The 20,118-nt window shown below is 66.4% G+C and carries 23 protein-coding genes; 10 read left to right on the forward strand and 13 right to left on the reverse strand.

Translation table 11 applies throughout. The annotated features are described in order from the left end of the window. The first annotated feature begins 89 nt into the window (after positions 1-89). The 6 genes from FKQ52_RS03815 (at position 90) to FKQ52_RS03835 (ending at position 6,101) form a co-directional block, all read left to right on the forward strand. Positions 90-1,667 (forward strand): beta-xylosidase, encoded by a 1,578-nt coding sequence (locus FKQ52_RS03815; protein ID WP_168196788.1) that lies wholly within the window; start codon positions 90-92, stop codon positions 1,665-1,667. Between the two features lie 103 nt (positions 1,668-1,770). Further along, positions 1,771-4,110: an EAL domain-containing protein gene (locus FKQ52_RS03820; RefSeq protein ID WP_141625963.1), complete on the forward strand. Its 2,340-nt coding sequence runs from the start codon at positions 1,771-1,773 to the stop codon at positions 4,108-4,110. 166 nt (positions 4,111-4,276) lie between these two features. Then, positions 4,277-4,894, forward strand: a complete 618-nt coding sequence (rpsD, locus tag FKQ52_RS03825; RefSeq protein ID WP_141625964.1) for a 30S ribosomal protein S4 — start codon at positions 4,277-4,279, stop codon at positions 4,892-4,894. A gap of 149 nt (positions 4,895-5,043) precedes the next feature. Further along, a complete protein-coding gene (locus FKQ52_RS03830) occupies positions 5,044-5,430 on the forward strand; it encodes a hypothetical protein (RefSeq protein ID WP_141625965.1) in 387 nt (128 codons plus the stop codon). A gap of 162 nt (positions 5,431-5,592) precedes the next feature. Further along, a complete protein-coding gene (locus FKQ52_RS16745; protein ID WP_255431442.1) occupies positions 5,593-5,721 on the forward strand; it encodes a hypothetical protein in 129 nt (42 codons plus the stop codon). Continuing rightward, positions 5,721-6,101 (forward strand): hypothetical protein, encoded by a 381-nt coding sequence (locus FKQ52_RS03835; protein WP_141625966.1) that lies wholly within the window; start codon positions 5,721-5,723, stop codon positions 6,099-6,101. The genes FKQ52_RS16745 and FKQ52_RS03835 overlap by 1 nt, the downstream gene beginning before the upstream one ends. Before the next feature lie 41 nt (positions 6,102-6,142). Here the strand turns inward: FKQ52_RS03835 and FKQ52_RS03840 are convergent, their stop codons facing one another. From FKQ52_RS03840 to sfsA, 9 genes are all read right to left on the reverse strand, one after another. Continuing rightward, the gene (locus FKQ52_RS03840; protein WP_141625967.1) at positions 6,143-6,571 is read right to left on the reverse strand and encodes a thioesterase family protein; all 429 of its coding nucleotides are present in this window, start codon (positions 6,569-6,571) and stop codon (positions 6,143-6,145) included. Further along, positions 6,571-6,924: a Grx4 family monothiol glutaredoxin gene (grxD, locus tag FKQ52_RS03845; RefSeq protein ID WP_141625968.1), complete on the reverse strand. Its 354-nt coding sequence runs from the start codon at positions 6,922-6,924 to the stop codon at positions 6,571-6,573. The genes FKQ52_RS03840 and grxD overlap by 1 nt, the downstream gene beginning before the upstream one ends. A 114-nt stretch (positions 6,925-7,038) precedes the next feature. Next, a complete protein-coding gene (locus FKQ52_RS03850) occupies positions 7,039-7,962 on the reverse strand; it encodes an oxidoreductase (RefSeq protein ID WP_141625969.1) in 924 nt (307 codons plus the stop codon). Between the two features lie 4 nt (positions 7,963-7,966). After that, entirely contained in the window at positions 7,967-8,206 is a 240-nt protein-coding gene (locus FKQ52_RS03855; protein WP_141625970.1) for a BolA family protein, read from the reverse strand. Between the two features lie 57 nt (positions 8,207-8,263). Then, complete coding sequence (locus tag FKQ52_RS03860) at positions 8,264-8,782, reverse strand: GNAT family N-acetyltransferase (protein ID WP_141625971.1); 519 nt, start codon at positions 8,780-8,782, stop codon at positions 8,264-8,266. Next, positions 8,779-9,774 carry a N(4)-(beta-N-acetylglucosaminyl)-L-asparaginase gene (locus FKQ52_RS03865; protein ID WP_141625972.1) on the reverse strand — a complete coding sequence of 332 codons (996 nt, stop codon included), beginning with the start codon at positions 9,772-9,774 and terminating at the stop codon, positions 8,779-8,781. The genes FKQ52_RS03860 and FKQ52_RS03865 overlap by 4 nt, the downstream gene beginning before the upstream one ends. 28 nt (positions 9,775-9,802) lie before the next feature. Continuing rightward, positions 9,803-10,549, reverse strand: a complete 747-nt coding sequence (radC, locus tag FKQ52_RS03870) for a DNA repair protein RadC (protein ID WP_370451030.1) — start codon at positions 10,547-10,549, stop codon at positions 9,803-9,805. Between the two features lie 10 nt (positions 10,550-10,559). Next, positions 10,560-11,384, reverse strand: coding sequence for a type I methionyl aminopeptidase (gene map, locus FKQ52_RS03875; protein ID WP_141625973.1), 825 nt, complete (start codon positions 11,382-11,384; stop codon positions 10,560-10,562). Between the two features lie 31 nt (positions 11,385-11,415). Next, complete coding sequence (gene sfsA, locus FKQ52_RS03880) at positions 11,416-12,132, reverse strand: DNA/RNA nuclease SfsA (RefSeq protein WP_141625974.1); 717 nt, start codon at positions 12,130-12,132, stop codon at positions 11,416-11,418. A 23-nt stretch (positions 12,133-12,155) separates the two neighbouring features. On the opposite strand from sfsA, the gene FKQ52_RS03885 reads away from it, so the two are divergent. Then, the gene (locus FKQ52_RS03885; RefSeq protein ID WP_141625975.1) at positions 12,156-12,911 is read left to right on the forward strand and encodes a competence/damage-inducible protein A; all 756 of its coding nucleotides are present in this window, start codon (positions 12,156-12,158) and stop codon (positions 12,909-12,911) included. On the opposite strand, the gene FKQ52_RS03890 is transcribed toward FKQ52_RS03885, so the two are convergent. The 4 genes from FKQ52_RS03890 to FKQ52_RS03905 form a co-directional block, all read right to left on the reverse strand. Further along, positions 12,908-13,987: an endo-1,4-beta-xylanase gene (locus FKQ52_RS03890; RefSeq protein WP_240811733.1), complete on the reverse strand. Its 1,080-nt coding sequence runs from the start codon at positions 13,985-13,987 to the stop codon at positions 12,908-12,910. The two genes, FKQ52_RS03885 and FKQ52_RS03890, sit on opposite strands and share 4 nt — an antisense overlap. 16 nt (positions 13,988-14,003) lie before the next feature. Then, positions 14,004-14,414: a flagellar export protein FliJ gene (locus FKQ52_RS03895; RefSeq protein ID WP_141625976.1), complete on the reverse strand. Its 411-nt coding sequence runs from the start codon at positions 14,412-14,414 to the stop codon at positions 14,004-14,006. Positions 14,415-14,427: 13 nt separating this feature from the next. Further along, entirely contained in the window at positions 14,428-15,774 is a 1,347-nt protein-coding gene (gene fliI / locus FKQ52_RS03900) for a flagellar protein export ATPase FliI (protein WP_141625977.1), read from the reverse strand. A 63-nt stretch (positions 15,775-15,837) separates the two neighbouring features. Continuing rightward, positions 15,838-16,761 carry a DMT family transporter gene (locus tag FKQ52_RS03905; protein ID WP_141625978.1) on the reverse strand — a complete coding sequence of 308 codons (924 nt, stop codon included), beginning with the start codon at positions 16,759-16,761 and terminating at the stop codon, positions 15,838-15,840. An 84-nt stretch (positions 16,762-16,845) separates the two neighbouring features. Here FKQ52_RS03905 and FKQ52_RS03910 point away from each other — a divergent pair, with 84 nt between their 5' ends. From FKQ52_RS03910 to cysK, 3 genes are all read left to right on the forward strand, one after another. Continuing rightward, positions 16,846-17,334 carry an Lrp/AsnC family transcriptional regulator gene (locus tag FKQ52_RS03910; RefSeq protein WP_141625979.1) on the forward strand — a complete coding sequence of 163 codons (489 nt, stop codon included), beginning with the start codon at positions 16,846-16,848 and terminating at the stop codon, positions 17,332-17,334. 211 nt (positions 17,335-17,545) lie between these two features. Beyond that, positions 17,546-18,988, forward strand: a complete 1,443-nt coding sequence (locus FKQ52_RS03915) for a methyl-accepting chemotaxis protein (protein ID WP_141625980.1) — start codon at positions 17,546-17,548, stop codon at positions 18,986-18,988. A gap of 126 nt (positions 18,989-19,114) precedes the next feature. Next, complete coding sequence (gene cysK / locus FKQ52_RS03920; RefSeq protein ID WP_141625981.1) at positions 19,115-20,095, forward strand: cysteine synthase A; 981 nt, start codon at positions 19,115-19,117, stop codon at positions 20,093-20,095. Positions 20,096-20,118 lie beyond the last annotated feature (23 nt).

The raw sequence follows: 20,118 nt of genomic DNA on the forward strand, positions 1-20,118 counted from the left end.
AGGCGCCGTAGCGATGCGGCGCCTTTCTTGTGTTTGGGTTTGTTAGCGCTAACATCACTCTCAACAAACATATCGCCGGGGAGCGGGACATGAGGGATTGGGCGAAGCGCGCGGGGCGTGCGGCGGCGGCGATGGCCGTGTGCGGGGCTCTGCTGTCGTGGGGCGCGGCGGTCGCGCAGACCCGGACCATTGTGGCGGACGCTTCCGCCGAGAGCCGTCCGCGTGACCGGATGGCGGACTTCTCCATCGGCGCCGACTATCCGGGGGTGACGGGGCGCGAGGATGCGCTGGCCCAGCTGCAGATCGCCCGCGAGGAACTGGGTTTCCGCTACATCCGCTTCCACGCCATCTTCCATGACGACATGGGCGTCTATCGCGAGGTGGACGGTCAGCCGGTCTATGACTTCAGCAAGATCGACGTCCTGTACGACCGGTTCCTGGCCATGGGGATCAAGCCGTTCGTCGAACTGGGCTTCACGCCGCACGACATGCGGACCTCTGACCAGACAATCTTTTACTGGAAGGGCAACACCTCCCATCCGCAGCCCGAGAAATGGGACGCGCTGGTGGACGCCTTCGTGCGGCATCTGATCCAGCGCTACGGCGCCGAGGAGGTGCGGACCTGGTTCTTCGAGGTATGGAACGAGCCCAATCTGGACGGCTTCTGGGAGCGGGCGGATCAGGCAGCCTATTTCGACCTCTATGTGCGCACGGCCAAGGTCATCAAGGCGATCGACCCGGCCCTGCCGGTCGGCGGGCCATCCACAGCGGGCGCGGCCTGGGTGCCGGAACTGCTGGCCTATGCGCGGGCGCATGACGCCCCGGTCGATTTCGTGACGACCCACACCTATGGCGTGGCGGGCGGCTTCCTGGATGAGAACGGGGAAGGGGACAACAAGCTGCTGCCCAACGAGGACGCGATCATCGGCGACGTCCGGCGGGTGCGCGAGCAGATCGAGGCCTCGGCGACGCCGGGCCTGCCGCTGTACTTCACCGAATGGAGCACCAGCTACAACCCGCGTGATCCGGTGCACGACAGCCATCTGAGCGCCTCCTACATCCTGAGCCGCCTGAAGCCGGTCGAGGGTGTGGTGCAGGGCATGAGCTACTGGACCTATTCCGACCTGTTCGAGGAGCCGGGTCCGCAGACGCGCCCGTTCGACGGAGGGTTCGGACTGATGAGCCCGCAGGGCGTCCGCAAGCCGTCGTGGTTCGCCTACAAATACCTTGCCCGACTGGGCGACCGGGAGCTGGCGAACACCGACGCGCAGAGTGTGGTGGCGCTGAACGACGGGGCTTTGCAGGTGCTGGCCTGGCATTATGAAGCGCCGAACCAGACGGTGAGCAACCGGCCGTACTTCCGCGCGGTGCAGCCCGACCGTGAACTGGCGCCGCTGGTCATCGAGGCTCGGGGGCTGACACCGGGTGCGCATCGGGTGCAGATTCGCCGGGTCGGATTCCGCAGCAACGATGCCTACACCGCCTATCTGGAGATGGGGCGTCCCGAGACGCTGACCCCGGAGCAACTGGCGCATTTGCAGGGGCTGACGCGGGACGAGCCGGAGACCCGGGTCGTGTCGGTCGGCCCGGATGGGCAAGCCCGGCTCGAACTGCCGATGCGCGCCTATGACGTGGTTCTGGTGGAATTCTCGCAGGAGTCGCGTTGATCCATATGCGCGATTCACCAGCCGCTAACCGTGACCATTGGGGCGGTGGTTAAGAGGTGGTCCAATAGGACTGCGGGCCGATTGTCCCCCGAGTTCGTCCCGTATGCGCGTTCTGACTTGCCTGACCGAGGATCATAACCTGCTCCTCGTGGCCCTCGCGGCCGTGATATGCGTCGTTGGCTCTGTTGTTCTCAACCGCCTGTTCGACAAGAACCGTCGCAGCTCCGCCAAGGCGCGGCTGCCGTGGCTGTTTCTCGGCGCCATGGCGGGCGGGGCGACGATCTGGTGCACCCATTTCGTCGCCATGCTGGCTTACCGCCCCGGCGTGGAGGTGGCCTACGCCCCTGTCCTGACCGGCCTGTCCCTGCTGGTGGCGATGTTCGCCTGCGCTCTGGCGATCGGTGTCGGATCGCTGCGCGGTCGATACGCCGCTGCGTCAGGAGGGGTGTTGTTCGGGCTGGGCGTGACGGCCATGCACTATACCGGCATGTCGGCCTTCACCGCGGAAGCGCTGGTGATCTGGCATCCAGCCTATGTCGTGGCTTCGATCGTCGCCGCCGTGGTCGGGGGCGCCGCCGCCTTCCATATCGCGACCGATGACCGGCGCTGGATGCGCCCGGTCGTGGCGCCGTTGCTGCTGGTTCTGACCATCGTCGCCCTGCACTTCACCGGCATGGGGGCCCTGACGGTTCTGCCGCTGGCGCCGAGCGCGGATGCGACGCTGCTGACCGAGGCTGAAGCCCTGCTGGCCGCGAGCGTGGCTGCGATCGGCTTCCTTATCCTGGGTACGGCTGTCGCCAGCTATGCGCTGGAGGCGCAAACCGAACGTCAGTCGCAGGATCGTCTGAGCGGCCTGATCGAGGGTAGCGTGGACGGCATGGTGGTCGTCGCGGACGGCAAGGTTCGTCTGGCCAACCACGCGTTCACCGAGCTTTGCGGCGTGCAGGAAGGCCAGACCGTCGATACCGACATCGGCGAGTGGATCGAGGATGTCGCGTCACTCCAGCCGGGTCTGCTGATGCAGAGCCGCGTCAGGGCGCGGGACGGCGCGCCCGTACCGGTCGAGATCGCCGTGCGCGAAGAGATGGCTGGCGCGAACACTACGCCGGTGCAGATCTTCGCCGTGCGCGATCTGCGCTCGCGTATCGCGCAGGAACGCCGCATCGCGCATCTGGCGCGCAACGACAGCCTGACAGGCCTGCCCAACCGCACCTCCTTCCTTGAGAAGCTGGAGCGACTGGCGGCGACCGACAGCGGCTTCGCCCTGCTGGCAATCGATCTGGACCGCTTCAAGGAGGTCAATGATCTCTACGGTCACGCCGTGGGTGATCGACTGCTGTTGCATGTGGCCGACCACATGAAGGCCGCCACCCGCGAAGGCGAGTTCGTGGCGCGACTGGGCGGTGACGAGTTCGTGGCCCTGATCCCGATCCGCGAGCGGATGGACGCCCACGCCGCCGCCGAGCGCCTGCGTCAGGCGATCCTGACGCCGCTGGAGGCGGAACACGCGGAGCTGCAATGCGGCGCCTCGGTCGGCATCGCCTTGTGGCCGGATGATGCGACCGAAGCCTCGGTGCTGATCAACGACGCCGATCTGGCGATGTATCGGGCCAAGAGCTCGCTGACGACGGACATCTGCTTCTATGAAGGCGCGATGGATGAGGCGGTGCGCCATCGTCGCCGGATCACTTTGGGCCTGCGCGATGCGCTTGAGAACGATCGCTTCGAGTTGCACTATCAACTGCAGGCGTCGGTCGAGACGGGCGATGTGACCGGCTTTGAAGCCCTGCTTCGCTGGAAGCAGGCGGACGGGACCTACATTTCGCCGGCCGACTTCATCCCGCTGGCGGAAGAGACAGGTCTGATCCTGCCGATCGGCGAGTGGGTGCTGCGTCAGGCCTGTTCGGAGGCGGCCAGCTGGGACAGGCCGCACCGCATCGCGGTGAACCTGTCGCCGGTCCAGCTGTCGCACGTCGACCTGCCGCGCCTGGTGCACCAGATCCTGATCGAGACGGGGCTGTCTCCGAACCGGCTGGAGCTGGAAATCACCGAGACGGCGATGATCTCGGACATGGAGCGGACCACCCACATTCTGCGCCAGCTGAAACTGCTGGGCGTGTCGGTGGCGATGGATGACTTCGGCACGGGCTATTCGTCGCTGTCGACCCTGCGGGCCTTCCCGTTCGACAAGATCAAGCTGGACCGGACCTTCATGTCCGAGCTGGACGGCGGGCCTCAATCCAAGGCCATCATCCGCGCCGTGCTGGCGCTGGGCGAAAGCCTGGACATCCCGATCCTCGCCGAAGGCGTGGAGACGCAGGAGCAACTGGTCTTCCTGCGCGAGCAGGGCTGTGACGAGGTGCAGGGCTACCTCCTGGGCCGCCCCAGCCGTGATGCGGCCCGGGATATGGGCGCGCTGACGGCGGAGACACACGTGGCCTGAAGACAGGGCGGCGTTGACTCATGGTGTGTCCATGGGCATAAGCGCCGCCTTCGCGCGCCTGACTCCGGTCAGGGGCGGGATTTATGACGGACGATGCGTGGACCGCCGTTGGGATCGTCTCTCCAGTTGGGGAGGGACCGGGCCGCATCAACATAGAGAGTGACTTATGTCCAAGCGCCACAGCGCCAAGTACAAGATCGACCGGGCCATGGGTGAAAACCTGTGGGGCCGTTCGAAGTCCCCGGTTAACAAGCGCTCGTACGGCCCCGGCCAGCACGGCCAGCGCCGCAAGTCGAAAGTCTCGGACTTCGGCCTGCAGCTGAAGGCCAAGCAGAAGCTGAAGGGCTACTACGGCAACATCACCGAGAAGCAATTCGCCGCGACCTACGCCGAAGCGACCCGTCGCAAGGGCAACAGCTCGGAGAACCTGATCGGTCTGCTGGAATCGCGTCTGGACGCGATCGTCTACCGCGCCAAGTTCGTCCCGACCGTCTGGGCCGCTCGCCAGTTCGTCAGCCACGGCCACGTGACCGTCGACGGCAAGAAGGTCGACATCGGTTCGTACCGCGTGAAGCCGGGTCAGGTGATCGAGGTCAAGGAAAAGTCGCGCAACATGGCTCTGGTGCTCGAAGCCCAGCAGTCGTCGGAGCGTGACATCCCCGACTACCTGGAGATCGGTGATCGTGGCTTCTCGGTTCGTTACGTCCGCGTTCCGGAACTGGCCGACGTGCCGTATCCGGTGAAGATGGAACCGAACCTGGTCGTCGAATACTACTCGTCCTGATCGCGCAGCGATCTCGACGAAATCGAAGTTGAAGGGCTCCGGAGCAATCCGGGGCCCTTTTGCTTTGGATCAGCGCCTGTGACGGTTCACTTTCGGGCCGAATAACGGCACACTGTGTCCGGGTTCAGGGTCCAGCCGAGGAGGCCGGGATGAAATCGAAGATCACGCTCGCCGTCGTGCTGGCGCTCGCCTCGCTGACGGCCGCTTGCGGAACCGTGCCGGGCCTGTTCACGGGAGACCGTGCGTCGGCGAACATGCCGGGCCAGCTGGAGCCCATCCATGCGGCGGCCATCGGTCAGGATCAGGCGGTCTTCTGGGTCAGCTCGAACGGCTGCACCAGCAAGGCGGACCTGACGCCGGTCGTGCGGCCGGTGCGCAACGGCTCGGTGATCACCCTGCGCCGCATCAAGGAAGACCGTTGTGTCGAGGTGCAGCCGCAAGGCGTAGAGATGCGCTGGTCCTTCGAGGAGTTGGGGCTCGAGCCCGGCGCACGGGTCTCGGTCGAGAACCCCTACCAGCTGACGCCCTCGGCCTGAAACCGGAGCGAGTGACCGCAGTGCGGTCGTAGGCTCGACCGTGCGGTTGGGACAAGGCCGCGCCTTGCCGATTGTTCACGTGTCATTCCGCGCCGCGGACGGCAGATTGCACGCAAGCTTCACCAATGAAGCGCTCCCACAGTATTGGAAGGGGATTTCCACATGCGTCGCCTCGCGCTCGTTCTCGCTCTCGCCATCGCCGCGCCCTCGCTGGGGGGCTGCATCATCATCGCCACGGACAAGCCGAGCACCCGCGTCGTGCACCAGCCGCCGGCGGAAGCGGGGCAGTGATGCGCGCGCTGATCGCGGCGGCCCTGTGCGCGCCCCTGCTGTCGGGCTGCGTGATCTATGCCAGTGACTCCGGCGAGTCCGAGGTCGTGGCTCAGTGGGGCGGCCCGCGCGCCGCGCCGCTGGAAGCGGTTCGTTCAGCCCGGATCGCGGACGGTCGTCTGACGGTCCGCGTCGAATCCAACGGCTGTACGGACACCACCCACTTCGTGGTGGACCTGACGCCGCAGGACGACGGCTGGACCGACATCGCCCTGCGCCGCAACACTCGGGACCTGTGCAAGGCCCTGGTTCCCGATGGCGTCGAGGTGAGTTGGTCGCTGATTGAGTTGGGGCTTCAGCCTGATACTCAGGCGCGTCTGGTCAATCCGACGACGCTGTAAAATCAAAGGGCCGGATCGCCATGCGGTCCGGCCCTTTCGATTCAGATTTTCTGGAAAGCCGGCAGCATTTCCGCCGGGATGCGATGGGGGCGCATGGTCTTCGCATCCACCAGAACCCATTCGGTGACGCCCTGGGCGCAGAGTTTGCCTTCAGCATCCTCAATGCGGACGTAACGGTTGAAGCGCGGGCCCTGCGGATCGCCGACCCAGGTGCGGGCCTTCACGTCCACGGCGTCGGGCATCAGGGGGCGAAAGTAGTCGATCTCGTGCCGAACGCCGACCCACGACCATTTCGTGCGGGTCTCTTCGTCGAAGCTCGCGTTCCAGTGGGCGGTGCCCGCATCCTGCAGCCAGCCGACATAAACCACGTTGTTCACATGGCCGTTCTCGTCGATGTGTTCGGGACGGACCTCCAGCGGGAGGACGAAGATCTCGCGGTCTTCGCGCGGCTCCAGCTGGACGCGGGCCATCAGTCTTCCTGACCCAGGACGACGCCCTTCTCGGCCATCAGCGACTGCAGTTCGCCGCTGTTGAACATCTCGCGCACGATGTCCGAGCCGCCCACGAACTCGCCCTTCACATAGAGCTGGGGAATGGTCGGCCAGTCGGTGAAGGCCTTGATGCCTTCGCGCAGGGCTTCGTCCTGCAGGACGTCGACGCCGACGAATGACGCGCCGATATGATCGAGGATCTGGACCGCCAGCGAGGAGAAGCCGCAACGCGGAGCGTCCGGGGTGCCCTTCATGAACAGGACGACGTCGTGTTGGGCGACGGTGTCGGCGATGAAGGCGTGGACGGGGTCGGCGACAGCTTGATCGGTCACGGCGGGGGCCTTTCAGTGAAGGGCGTCAGCTAGGGTCGGACAGGCCGGGGGTCAAGGGCGTGCGGCGACGGAGCCGCATCCGGCGTCCGATCTTCCCTGGGGGGAATGGCGCGATCAGGCCGCCCTGGCCCCGGCGACGCGGGCCATTTCGATCTGGGCGGCGAGGCCCGGAGGCAGGTCGCGGTCCGGGACGAGAGCCAGTTCGTTCAGGCGTTCGACCGCCGGGGCCTCGATCAGCACGCTGGCGATGGACGGATCGGTCAGGGCGTAGGCCAGACAGATGGCTTCGGCCGACCAGGCGTTGGTCTGATGAAGGAAGGCGAAGGTGCCCACACCGGCCAGCGGGTCGTGCGGGGCGCGGGCCGCGGATTTGCCGAAACCGAAGAAGCCCTTCTTCTCCTCATTCACAACGGTGGCTTTCTTCACCGTGTCGAGATTGTCCGGGAAATAGCCGTACACGAAGATCGCCATGTCACGCTGACGGGCGTCGCGCAGACGCGAACGGATCTGCCAGGGCGAGTTGACGTGGTAGGGCGTGAACAGGACATCAAATGCGCCGGTGGAGACGTAGGTGTCCATCACCTCGCCCTCGCCGGAGATGCCCAGCAGACGGATGCGCTGGGTAGCGCGCAGGGCCTTGAGCGCGTTCAGCGAGGACTGGGGCAGTTCGTGGTCTTCCGGCTGGTCCAGCACGGCCAGATCGAACCAGCCCAGACCGGAGGCGTGCAGGGCCCGGTCAATGGCGCTGGTCATGCCCTCGGCGGAGAAGTCGCGATCCGAACCTCGGCGGCCGTCGCCGGCGCCCAGCATCAGGGAGACCTGCACCAGCTTGCGGTCGACGTGGCGCAGCGCCTCGCCCAGCACCTCGGCCAGGACGGGATCGGCGGTGGTCAGGCGGTAGCTGTTGATGCCCGCCTCGAGCGCCGAATAGATCAGTTCGCGTCCGGCCTCGGGGCCGCCGGCGATGTCGCGGGCGCCCAGGCTGAGGGTGACGACCGAAACGGCCTGGCCGACGTTGCCGAAGGGACGGTAGCGCATGGGGTCAGCCCTCCGCGGGGACCGAGGTTTCAAGGGCGAGAGCATGCAGTTCGCCGCCCATCTTCCCCTTCAGGGCGGCATAGACGAGCTGATGCTGCTTCACGCGCGGCATGCCCGCAAAAGCCGTCGAGACAATACGCGCACGGTAATGGTCGCCGTCGCCGGCCAGATCGTCGATGGCGATCTCGGCGTCGGGGAAGGCCTCAATCAGATGACCGTGCAGGTCTTCGACGGACATGGGCATGGGCGGACGCACTCCGGAGTTCTGTCAGAAGCATGCCGCGTAAACCTTAATGGCTGGCTACGCTGCGTGGCGCTCCAGCAGCACCACGGGCTCGGTCTTGTAGGTGGTTTCGGCGTAGGGGGTGTAGCCGGCGCGGCGGGCGAGGGCGTGGGACGGGGCGTTGTCGGGGGCGATCATGCAGACTGTGCGGGGGGCGTTGAGGGTGTCGTCGGCCCAGGCGAGGGCGGCGGAGAGGGCCTCGAAGGCCATGCCCTTGCGCTGATAGCGAGGGGCGACGCCCCAGCCGAGTTCGGGCGCATCGAACGGCGGGTCCATCAGACGTCGCGCATCGAAGATGCCGACGCCGCCCACATAGTCGCCGGTGGCGGTTTCGCGGATCGCCCAACTGCCGTGACCCAAAGCTTCCCAATGGCCGATGTCTCGCAGCAGGCGGAACCACACGTCCTCGCTGGACATGGCGGTCGGGAAGATGGCTGTGGCGAAGGCGGGGTCGCCCCACAGGGTGACGAGGTCCGCATAGTCCGAGACCTGCATGGGGGTCAGGGTCAGGCGTTCGGTGATGAGGGTGGTGCTCATGCGCTGAACAGGGCGCCCGCGCGCTCGATGCGGGTTCGGCCTGATGCGTCGGTTACGGCGTAGGTGAATCCGGGCTGCAGGGCGAAGGCGCCTGCGCGGCCCTGCTTGTCCAGCGCCAGCAGGGCGACCTGCGAGTTGGCGACCTTCGTTCCGCGCAAGCGGGCGAGGCGTTCGATCACGCTGCGGCAGGCGGCGGTCGGGTCGAGGCCGTGGCGCATGGCCTCAACGACCGAGTGTGAGCCGGAGACCCGGACGACATCCTCGCCCACGCCGGTGGCGGTCGCGCCGCCGACCTCGTCATCGACATAGAGGCCCGCGCCGATGATGGGGCTGTCGCCCACGCGACCCCGCATCTTGAAGGCCATGCCGGAGGTCGTGCAGGCGCCCGCGATGCGGTTGTCGGCGTCGATGGCCACGAGACCGATGGTGTCGTGGTTGCCCGGTCCGCCGGGCATGGAGCGCCAGTCGCTATTCTCGCTGTTGATGCGCGGCGCGTATTCGGCGGTCTTCAGCCATTCGCGCCATGCGGCCTCGGCGCGGGGCGTCAGCAGGTTCCGCGTGGGGAAGCCCTGGTCGACGGCGAAGGTCCGGGCGCCGGTCCCGACCAGCATGGTGTGGGGCGTCTTCTCCATGACGGCGCGGGCGACCGAGACGGCGTGGACCACATCCTCCAGCGCGCAGACGGCGCCGATGTCGCCCGCCCAGGTCATGACGCAGGCGTCGAGGGTGACGAGGCCGTCGCGGTCCGGGAGGCCGCCCAGCCCGACGGAAGAGTTGCTTTCGTCCAGTTCCGCGACCTTGCCGCCCGCCTCGACCATGTCGAGAGCCGAGCCGCCTGCCTGACGCGCGGCCCAGCCGGCGGCATTGGCCGCGGCGCCGAAGTCCCAGGTCGAGACCATGACGGCGAGGGCGGCGTCATCCCGGGCGACGGCGGAGGTCGCGAGGGCCGCCGCCGGAGCGGCGGTGAGAAGGGTGCGGCGTGTGGTGGTCATGACTCCCCCGGAACTGAGGGAGCGGAGGCTACATCAACCCCAGCTGTTTGAAACTGGCCACGCCGTCCCGGCCGACGATCAGGTGGTCATGGACCGAGAGGCCCAAGGCGCGGGCGGCTTCCACGACCTGACGGGTCATCTCGATGTCCGCGCGGGACGGAGTCGGGTCGCCGGACGGGTGGTTGTGGACAATGATCATCGACTTGGCTGACAGCTCCAGCGCGCGGCGGACGACCTCGCGCGGATAGACGGGCGCATGATCGACGGTGCCACGGTTCTGAATCTCGTCGAGGATCAGCTGGTTGCGGTTGTCCAGATACAGAACCCGGAACTGTTCGCGCGGCTCATGCTGGAGCGACAGACGGACGTAGGCGAGCAGCGCCGTCCATGAGGAGATGACCGTCCGCTTGTTGGCCTCTTCCTTGGTGACGCGCCGGGCGACCTCATGCAGGGCGGCCAGGTCGAGGGCGGTTTCGGCGCCGATGCCCTTGGCGCGCCCCCTTGAATCCTCGGCCTTGACCGTCATCAGGTCCTCGACCGAGGCGGCGAGGACGGCGGCGAGGGAGCCGAAGCGGGTCAGAAGGGCCTTCGCGATGGGTTTGACATCGCCCTGCGGCTGGCTGCGGAACAGGAAGAGCTCCAGCAGTTCATAGTCCGGCAGGTGATGGATGCCCGCGCCGCGAGCCCGCTCGCGCAGCCGTTCGCGGTGGCCGGCGTGGTGGGGCGTCTTGGGCTTCTGATGCGGCGTTTCGAACATGCGCCCTCCGGGACGCATGCAGCCTATCCTAGAATTTCGGGCGGAACAGCCCGGCGGGACTGGCGGTGAAGAGTTCGTACCCGTCGTCCGTTACCCCGATGGTGTGCTCGCACTGCGAAGACAGGGACTTGTCGCGGGTCACGGCGGTCCAGCCGTCGGACAGAACCTTCACGTGCGGCTTGCCGAGGTTCACCATCGGCTCGACGGTGAAGAACATGCCCTTCTTGAGTGTCGCGCCTTCGCCACGGCGGCCGTAGTGCAGGACGTTGGGGCTGTCGTGGAACAGGCGGCCGATGCCGTGACCGCAGAAGTCGCGGACGACCGACATGCGCTGGGCCTCGACCACCTGCTGGATGGCGTAGCCGATGTCGCCGAAGGTGTTTCCCGGCTTGACCATGGAGAGGCCGGCTTCGAGCGAGTCATAGGTGACGTCGATCAGCTTGCGGGCGCGGGCGTTGATGTTCCCGACCGCGAACATGCGGCTGGAGTCCCCGTGCCAGCCGTCAACGATGACGGTGTGGTCGATATTGACGATATCGCCGTCCTTCAGCGTCTTCTCACCCGGAATCCCGTGGCAGACGACGTGGTTGATCGAGGTGCAGACGGTTTTCTCGTAACCCTTGTAGCCGAGACATGCGGGCAGGCCGCCGTTGTCGAGGGTGAACTCGCGGATCAGATCGTCGATGCGGCCTGTCGCGACGCCCGGAACCACGTACTCGCCGATCATGTCCAGCGCCCGGGCGACCAGATTACCGGCGGCGCGCATGCCCTCCCACGCTTCCTCATCCTGATGGACGCGGATTTCGTGGGTGCGGACGAAGTGATCGGTGTCCAGTTCGGGGGTCTCGTACATGCGTCGTCTTTCGGCGCGGCCCTTGTCGAAATCAGGGCCGCCAGGGCAGGGCGCGATCCAGCTGGATCGCTTCAGGCGTCAGGTGGCAACTATAGCACAGAACCTCAACCCCGTGGGAGGCGGCCTCGCGCAGGGCGGGGCCGTAGGCCTTGTCGATGTCGTCGGCGGTGCTGAAGGCGGCGCAGTCCATGCGCTGGACGATGAACAGCATGATGGCCCGGTCGCCCGCGTCGACCACCCGCTCCAGCGCCTTGAGGTGTTTGACCGCACGCTCGGTCTTGCAGTCCGGGAACTCGGCGAGGCCGGGCGTGCGGCTGAAGTGAACGTTCTTGATCTCGACCCAGGCGGAGGGCCGGGTCAGTCCGTCGGCGTCGCCCTGCAGCAGGATGTCGATGCGGCTGTTCTGGTCGTATCGGACCTCTCGCCGCAGGATGGGGTAGCCCGTCAGTTCGGGGATGGCGTCGGCGGCGATGGCGGCCTCACCGATGCGGTTGGGGTTCATGGTGTTGACCCCGACCAGCCCGGCGCCCGGCAACTCAACCATTTCCAGCGTCAGGGGCAGCTTGCGCTTTGGATCGGGCGAGCGGCTCATCCAGACCGGCAGGCCCGGTTCGGTCAGGCCGAGCATGGCGCCGGGGTTGGGAACGTGGATGGTGGTCTCGGTCCCGTCGGCCAAAGTCACGTCGGCGAGGAAGCGCTTGTAGCGGCGGATCAGGGTTCCGCGTTCGAGAGGCGACTTGAAGCGCATGACGCAGTCTCTAGCTTGGGAAGATGACTGATGCATCTCCCACCGCCGCTGTCCTGATCATCGGAGACGAAGTCCTTTCCGGACGGACGCAGGACACGAACCTGAACACCATCGCGCGGTTCCTGACGGCATCGGGTATCGATCTGCTGGAGGCGCGGACGGTCGGGGACCGGACGGAGCAGATCGTCGAGAACCTGAACGCCCTGCGGTCGGCGCATGACTATGTCTTCACCACCGGCGGCATCGGACCGACGCATGACGACATCACCGCCGATGCCGTGGCCAAGGCGTTCGGCGTCGCGTTGCCGGAGCATCCGGATGCGGTGGCGATCCTCGAGAACCGCTATGGCCCGGGCGAGTTCAATGCGGCGCGGCGGCGGATGGCGCGCATTCCCGAGGGCGGGACGCTGATCGCCAATCCGGTGACGGATGCTCCGGGCTTCCAGATCGGCAATGTCTTCGTGATGGCCGGGGTGCCCAGGATCATGACCGCCATGCTGGAGGATGTCGCGCCGCGCCTGCGGACCGGGGCAGTGGTGCTGTCGCGGACGATCCGGGTCAGCGGCGTGGGCGAGGGCGCGGTGGCCGACATCCTGACGGCGGCGGCTAAGGCCGAGCGCGAGGTCAGCTTCGGAAGCTATCCGTTCGGCCACGGCTCGGCCAGCGAGATCGGGACGAACCTGGTGGTGCGCGGCCGGGACGCCGACAGGTTGGAAACAGCCGTGACGAGGTTGGTCGCCGAACTGGCGGTGGCGGGGATCGGCGCGGCTGAGGTCTAGGCGCCCGCGCGACCGGTGAAGGCGTCGACCACAGCCTGACAGGCCGGGTTGCCGCGGCCCTCGCGGTCCAGAAGCACCGGGCTGTCGTCGGGGCGGTTGCGGCCTTCCTCGCGGGTGAGCCAACTGTCATTGTCGCGCAGGCCCCAGGTGGTGAAGGCGTAGCGCTGGCTTTCGGGGAGGGCGTGGAAGGCCTCGGCCAATTCGCCGACGCGGGCGACCTGCTGGTCGCGCTTCTCCTTCAGCGAGCGCAGGTCCGGCATACGGCCGCCGTCGCGGAAAAGCGAGAAGTCCAGCTCCGACACATGGATCGGCAGACCCAGCGAGGCGGCGTCGCGGAAGAAGTTCGTGATATTGCCCGCCGGGATCTCGATGTTGAGATGGGACTGCGTCCCGATCCCCTCGATGGGTGCGCCGAGCTTGAGCAGGCGCTCGACCAGCTTCAGGAAGGTCGTGCCTTTCTGCGGTATGTTCTCCAGATTGTATTCGTTGAGGAACAGGACGGCGTCCGGGTCGGCTTCCTTTGCGATCTGGAAGGCGCGGACCATGTAGCCGTCCATGCCCAGGGCGCGACTCCAGTGGCAGTCGCGCAGGCCGGTCCCGTCCTCGGAGACGGGCTCATTGACCACGTCCCAGCCCGCCATCTGGCCCCGGTAGCGCCCGGCGAAGGCGCGGATATAGCGCTCGTACTCGGCGGCGAAACGGTCGCGGGGGACGACGGCGTCGTTGAAGACTTCGGACCCTTGCGAGTACCAGATCAGGGTGTGCCCGTGGACGCGCAGGCCGTTGTCGCCCGCGAAGGAAACGACCCGGTCCGAGGCGCTGAAGTCATAGGCGAAGCCGGGGCCGAGGGTCCGCTCCATCTTCTGCTCCCATTCGGGAGTCATCTGGCCGCAGTGGCGGCGGACCTGTTCGATCCAGTCCTGCTGATCCAGTTGCCAGGTCATGCCGATCGTGCCGAAGGGCGCGGGCACGATGTCCTTGAGCGGTGCGGCGAGCGGGCCAGTCGAGGGCTTGGCAGCGGCGAAGCGGTCGCAGGCGGTCAGGGCGACCGCCGAGCCGAGCGTCGAGCCCAGCAAGGTCCTGCGGGACAGCCTATCCGGCACGCCGACGCAGGCCCATTTCGTCGAAGGCGGCGGTTTCGCGCTTGCCGGCGGCGATCATGGCGTTCAGGCGGGTGGTCTCGGCCACATGCTCGAACTTCTTCAGTTCTTCGAAGGCGCCGGTGAGAGCGTCGCGGGCGCCGATCTCCTCGGCATCAATTTCGGCCACATCAGTCTCGGCGGCGGCTTTACGCAGCTTCCACCCGTTCAGATAGGCCTGCAGCATCATGCCGGCCTCGACGTCCTGACGGGCGCGTTCCTGCTCGACCTCAGCCTCGGCGGCGAGGACGGCCAGCCGCATTTCGGCGGAGGCGCGGCGGGCGGTGATCTCGGCGAGGCGCTTCTGGAGAGTCTCGACCTCGTAGTTCGAGATCCGGATCAGCGATTGGGCCCAGGCGGTCATTTGTTCACTCCGGTCACTGGCTGATCATGCCTTGGTTCAGGATTGCCTCCAGCCGGGTAAACGAATCGGAAAGAGACGTGTGATCGTCCTTGTCCTGACCCAGGAACCCTTCCAGGGCGGGGTTGAGCGCGATGGCGCGGTCGACGATGGGGTCGGCGCCCGAACGATAGGCGCCGATCTTGATCAGCTCCTCCATGTTCGCATAGGCGCTGAGGCACTGGCGCGCGCGCTTGTTCAGTTCGCGCTCCGGCGGGGTCTGGCAGCCCGGCAGGGTCCGGCTGACGGACTTCAATACGTCGATGGCCGGGAAGCGACCGCGCTCTGCGATCTTGCGATCCATGACGATGTGGCCGTCCAGAATACCACGCACGGCGTCGGCGATGGGTTCATCGTGGTCCCCGCCGTCCACCAGCACGGTGAACAGGGCGGTGATCGGTCCGGCGGTGGTGCCGTCGGGGCGAACGGGGCCGGGCCCGGCGCGTTCGAGCAGCTTGGGCAGTTCGGTGAAGACGGTGGGCGTATAGCCCTTGGTCGTCGGCGGCTCGCCCGCGGCCAGACCAATCTCGCGCTGGGCCATGGCGAAGCGGGTGACCGAGTCCATCAGGCACAGAACCTCGAGGTCCTGATCGCGGAAGTATTCCGAGATGGCCATGGTCATGTAGGCGGACTGGCGGCGCTTGAGGGCGGGCTCGTCGGAGGTGGCGACGACAACGACCGCGCGGCGTAACCCCTCTTCGCCGAGGGTCTCCTCGACGAACTCGCGCACTTCACGGCCCCGTTCGCCGATCAGGCCGACGACGACGACATCGCAGGTGGCCTGTTTGGCCAGCATTGACAGAAGCACCGACTTTCCGACGCCGGAGCCCGCGAAGATGCCCAGGCGCTGGCCCCGGCAGGTGGTGGTGAAGACGTCCATTGAGCGAACGCCGAGGTCAAGACGCTCGCCCACGCGCCCGCGCGAATGGGCCGGAGGCGGTGGCGCACGCAGCGGATAGGCGGCAGGTCCTTGGGGAAGCGGCCCCTTGCCGTCGATAGGCTGGCCGAAGGCGTCAATGATCCGGCCGAGCCAGGCGGTGGTCGGGCGGACGCTGGCGGCAGTGTCGATGATGCGAATGTCGGCGCCGGGGGCCACGCCCTCGACCGGGCCGAAAGGCATCAGCAAGGCCTTGGCGTCGCGGAAGCCGACGACCTCGGCGGGAAGGGGGGGGAGGCCGCGCCCGCGCTCGATCTCGGCGCGGGCGCCGACGGCGAGACGGCTAAGGCCGCCGCGAGATTCTATCAGCAGGCCGCTGACGCCCGCGACCTTGCCGGTCACGACCAGCGGGTCGATCGCTTCGACGGCGGCGGCGAGATTGCGCAAACGGAGCCCCTGAACAGGTCACAACGGATGCGGGAACGTGGTTAATCGAAGGTGAAGATCGGCTCAGTTGGCTGTGGGAACCGGTGCGTCGGCAGGCTGTTCGCCCCCCTCGCGGCCCGTCGTCAGTATGGCGCCGACCGAGGCGACGATGATGCAGCCGATGGCCAGCCACTGCAGACTGCTGAGCCGCTCGTGCAGGATAATCAGACCGGCGACGGCCCCGACGGCGGGTTCGCAGGACAGAAGGACGCCGAAAGTGCGCTTGGGGATGTGGCGCAGGGCGATCATTTCCAGCGAGTAGGGTAGCGCGCTGGAGGCGATGGCGACGCAGACACCGATGATCAGCACGGACGGCAGCAGGAGGTTCGCGCCCGCGGTCGCGACACCGAACGGCAGGATGACCATGGCGGCCGTGCCCATGCCCAAGGCGACAGACTGGCCAGCATGCATGTGCGACAGGCGTTTGCCGAAGACGATGTAGAGCGCCCAGAACAGGCCGGCGGCGGCGGCGAACGCCACGCCGACCGGGTCGAGCGCATGGGCTCCGCTCCAGATCGGCAGCAGCATGCCGAGACCGACGACGGCGCAGGCGATCCAGACGAAATGGATCAGCCGTCGCGCATGAAGCAGGGCCAGGACCAGGGGGCCGGAGAACTCGATGGCGATGGCGAGCCCGAGCGGGATGGTCCGCAGCGACATGTAGAAGCTGAGGTTCATCAGGCCGAGTACGAGGCCGTAGAGCAGAACCCGTCCCGCATCATCGCGGTTCAGGCGGAACCGCCACGGTCGCCAGACGGCGATCAGGATCAGGGCGGACAGACCGACGCGCAGCGCCGACGTGCCTTCGGCGCCGACGATCGGAAAGAGCTGTTTTGCAAAGGAGGTTCCGATCGCCAGCGAAACCATGCCCGCGAGGAGGGCTGCATACGGCATGGCGGCCGCGACTGCGGGGGAGGACAGTGAGCGGTGCGCGCCAGCGATCGACATGAACGGACCATAGCCGGGAAACCGTTGCGCTTCCCGGCGATTTCAGGCTCTCCTGTGCCTGAAATCGTCTTTTAGGGGCTATAAATGGCGGAATTCGTCACTCTGGATGCCTTCGACCACCGGTTGCTGGACCGCATGCGGCGCAACAATCTGGAACCGGCGCGGGTGACAGCCGAGGCGGTCGGGTTGTCGGAATCCGCCGTGTTGCGTCGTCTGCGTCGCCTGCGCGCCGAGCGGGTGATCGTGGGTGATGTCGCGATAATCGACCCGGCGCGGGTTGAGCCGCGCATCATCCTGCATGTGATGGTCGAAATGAACACCCAGGAGCGCGGGATGATGAATGCCTTTCAGGCTTCGATGCGCGCCAGTCCGGAGGTTCAGGGCTGCTGGGACGTGACGGGACCGACCGACTACCTTCTGACGGCGTCGGTGCGGTCGATGGCGGAGTATGAAGCTTTCGGTATTCGCGAGCTGACACCACAAAAAGGCGTGCGCGCGTATCAGAGCATGATCGTGATCCGGGAAGTCGTGGGGTTCGACCCTGGCCGTGCGGTGCTGTCGGGGCCACGTTGAGCGTGCGGTACGAGTTAATCAGACCTGAACAAAGCACTACGGGTTTGTCCGTGCAGAAAAACAACCATTACTAAAGTTTCGGAGCATCAGTCTACAACCATAAATGGCGGCTTGGGGATGGAGCCGCTCTATCCGGGAGGTTGCGATGTTTGCTTCGCGTCGTCGGCAGGATGGTGAGCTTCAGGGGCGTATCGACGAGCTTGAGGGGCGAATGGCGGCGATTGGCCGTTCGCAGGCGGTGATCGAGTTCAATCTGGACGGCACGATCATCAGTGCGAACGAGAACTTCCTGCTGGCGATGGGGTACGCCATTGAGGAAATCCGGGGCGCGCACCACCGAACCTTCATGGACCCCGCTGAAGCGACCAGCGCGGAATATGCGGACTTCTGGCGCGCCCTTAACGAGGGCAGGTTTATGGCCGGCAAGTTCCGGCGCTTCGCGAAGGGGCAGAGGGAGATTTGGCTGCAGGCCTCCTACAACCCGATCATGGGCGCGGACGGGCGACCGGTGCGGGTGATCAAGCTGGCGGTCGACATCACCAGCGAGGAACGTGAAAGCCAACGGCGCGAAGCGGCTCGGGTTGAGGCGGAGCAGGCGCAGACTGCGTTAGTCGATGCTCTCGCGTCCAGCCTGTCCCGGCTGTCAGAGGGTGATCTGACGACGCGGGTCGAAGGTGAGATGAGTGGCGCGCACAAGCGCATCCGCGACGACTACAACTCGGCGGTCGATAGCCTGCGGGCGGCGCTGACCCAGGTGACGGAGGCAGTCGGCGGTCTGCGGGGGGGCTCGGACGAGATCTCTTCCGCTTCGGATGATCTGTCCCGCCGCACCGAACAGCAGGCGGCGAGCCTGGAAGAGACCGCCGCAGCGCTGGACGAGATTACGGCGACGGTTCAGCGCAGCGCTGAGGGAGCCCGTAAGGCCTCCGCCGCAGCGGCAGGCGCCCGGTCCGAGGCCGAGCGTTCAGGTGAGGTGGTTCGCAGCGCCATCTCGGCGATGGACGAAATCCAGAAGAGTTCGGTCCAGATCGGGGAGATCATCGGCGTCATCGACGAGATCGCCTTCCAGACCAATTTGTTGGCGCTCAACGCGGGTGTGGAGGCGGCGCGCGCGGGTGACTCCGGACGAGGCTTTGCGGTGGTCGCATCGGAGGTTCGGTCACTGGCCCAGCGTTCTGCGGAGGCGGCCAAGGAGATCAAGACGCTGATCTCGACATCGACCAGCCAGGTGGCGGCTGGCGTGAAGCTGGTGGACGAAGCGGGATCGGCCCTGTCGGCCATTGTGGTGCGGGTCGCCGAGATGGACTCGCTGGTCTCTGAAATCTCGGCCTCCGCGCAGGAGCAGGCCACCGGCCTCCAGCAGGTCAACTCGGCCGTGAACCAGATGGATCAGGTCACCCAGCAGAACGCCGCGATGGTGGAGGAGACCACCGCCGCGGCGGCGAACTTGAAAACCGAGGCAGCGCAATTAGCGACCCTGGTTCAGCGGTTCGAGACCGGAGCCGAGGCGTCCGGGCCAAAGGTGCACACGCTCAAGCCGCGTCCCGGAGCACCGGCTCCGTTGGCCCGTGAGCGGGCGAAGCTGGTGGCGTTCGCCGGCGGGGGTGGTTCCGGCGGCGGTTTGGCGGTGGACGACGGGTGGCAGGAGTTCTGACGGCGGAGCGGCTCATCCGCGCGACATAAGTCTTGCGTGGGATAGGGGCCTACCTAGATCGAACGGGTTCAGCTTTGCGCAACGTGCTCTAGTATCGCGTTCAGACCGCCGCCCCGGAGACCTCCCATGTCCGACGCCTCGTATGACGCCAGCCGCCACCGCAAGTCGGGACGTGGCAAGATTTACGACTCCATCATCGAGACCATCGGCGATACCCCGCTGGTGGGGCTGCCGCGCCTGTCGGCGGAGTACCAGCCGAAGGCGCGCGTACTGGCCAAGCTGGAGTTCTTCAATCCGATCTCGTCCGTGAAGGACCGGATCGGGGTGGCGATGATCGAGGCGCTGGAGCAGGCCGGGAAGATTGGGCCCGGGAGCGTTCTGATCGAGCCCACCAGCGGCAATACGGGTATCGCTTTGGCGTTTGTGGCCGCGGCCAAGGGATACAAGCTGATCCTTGTCATGCCGGAGAGCATGTCGATGGAGCGCCGCAAGATGCTGGTTCTGCTGGGCGCCGAACTGGTGCTTACCCCGGCCGAGAAGGGCATGAAGGGCGCCATCGCCATGGCGCAGGAACTGCTGGAACGGACCCCGGGCGCGGTCAGCCCGGCCCAGTTCGACAACCCCGCCAATCCGGCCATTCACCGCGAAACGACTGCGGAGGAAATCTGGGCTGACACCGCCGGAGCGGTCGACATCGTCGTCGCGGGCGTGGGCACCGGTGGCACGATCACCGGCGTGGGCCAGGTTCTGAAGGCCAGGAAGCCCTCAGTCCGGATGATCGCGGTGGAGCCGACCGCGTCTCCGGTACTGTCAGGTGGTGACCCGGGGCCGCACAAGATTCAGGGCATCGGCGCAGGCTTTATCCCGACCATCGTGGATCGCTCAATCATCGACGGGGTCGAACAGGTGTCGAACGAGGATGCTTTTGAGATGGCCCGCAAGGCGGCGCGGGTCGAGGGCATCCCTGTGGGTATCTCGTCGGGTGCGGCTCTGACGGCGGCGTTCAGGATCGCGGCCCGCGAGGAGAACGCGGGCAAGACCATCGTGGCGATCATCCCGAGCTTCGCCGAGCGCTATCTGTCCACGGCGTTGTTCGAAGGTCTGTGAAGACCGTCACAGCCGGTTAACCG

This window comes from Brevundimonas sp. M20 (assembly GCF_006547065.1).
Taxonomy (GTDB): domain Bacteria; phylum Pseudomonadota; class Alphaproteobacteria; order Caulobacterales; family Caulobacteraceae; genus Brevundimonas.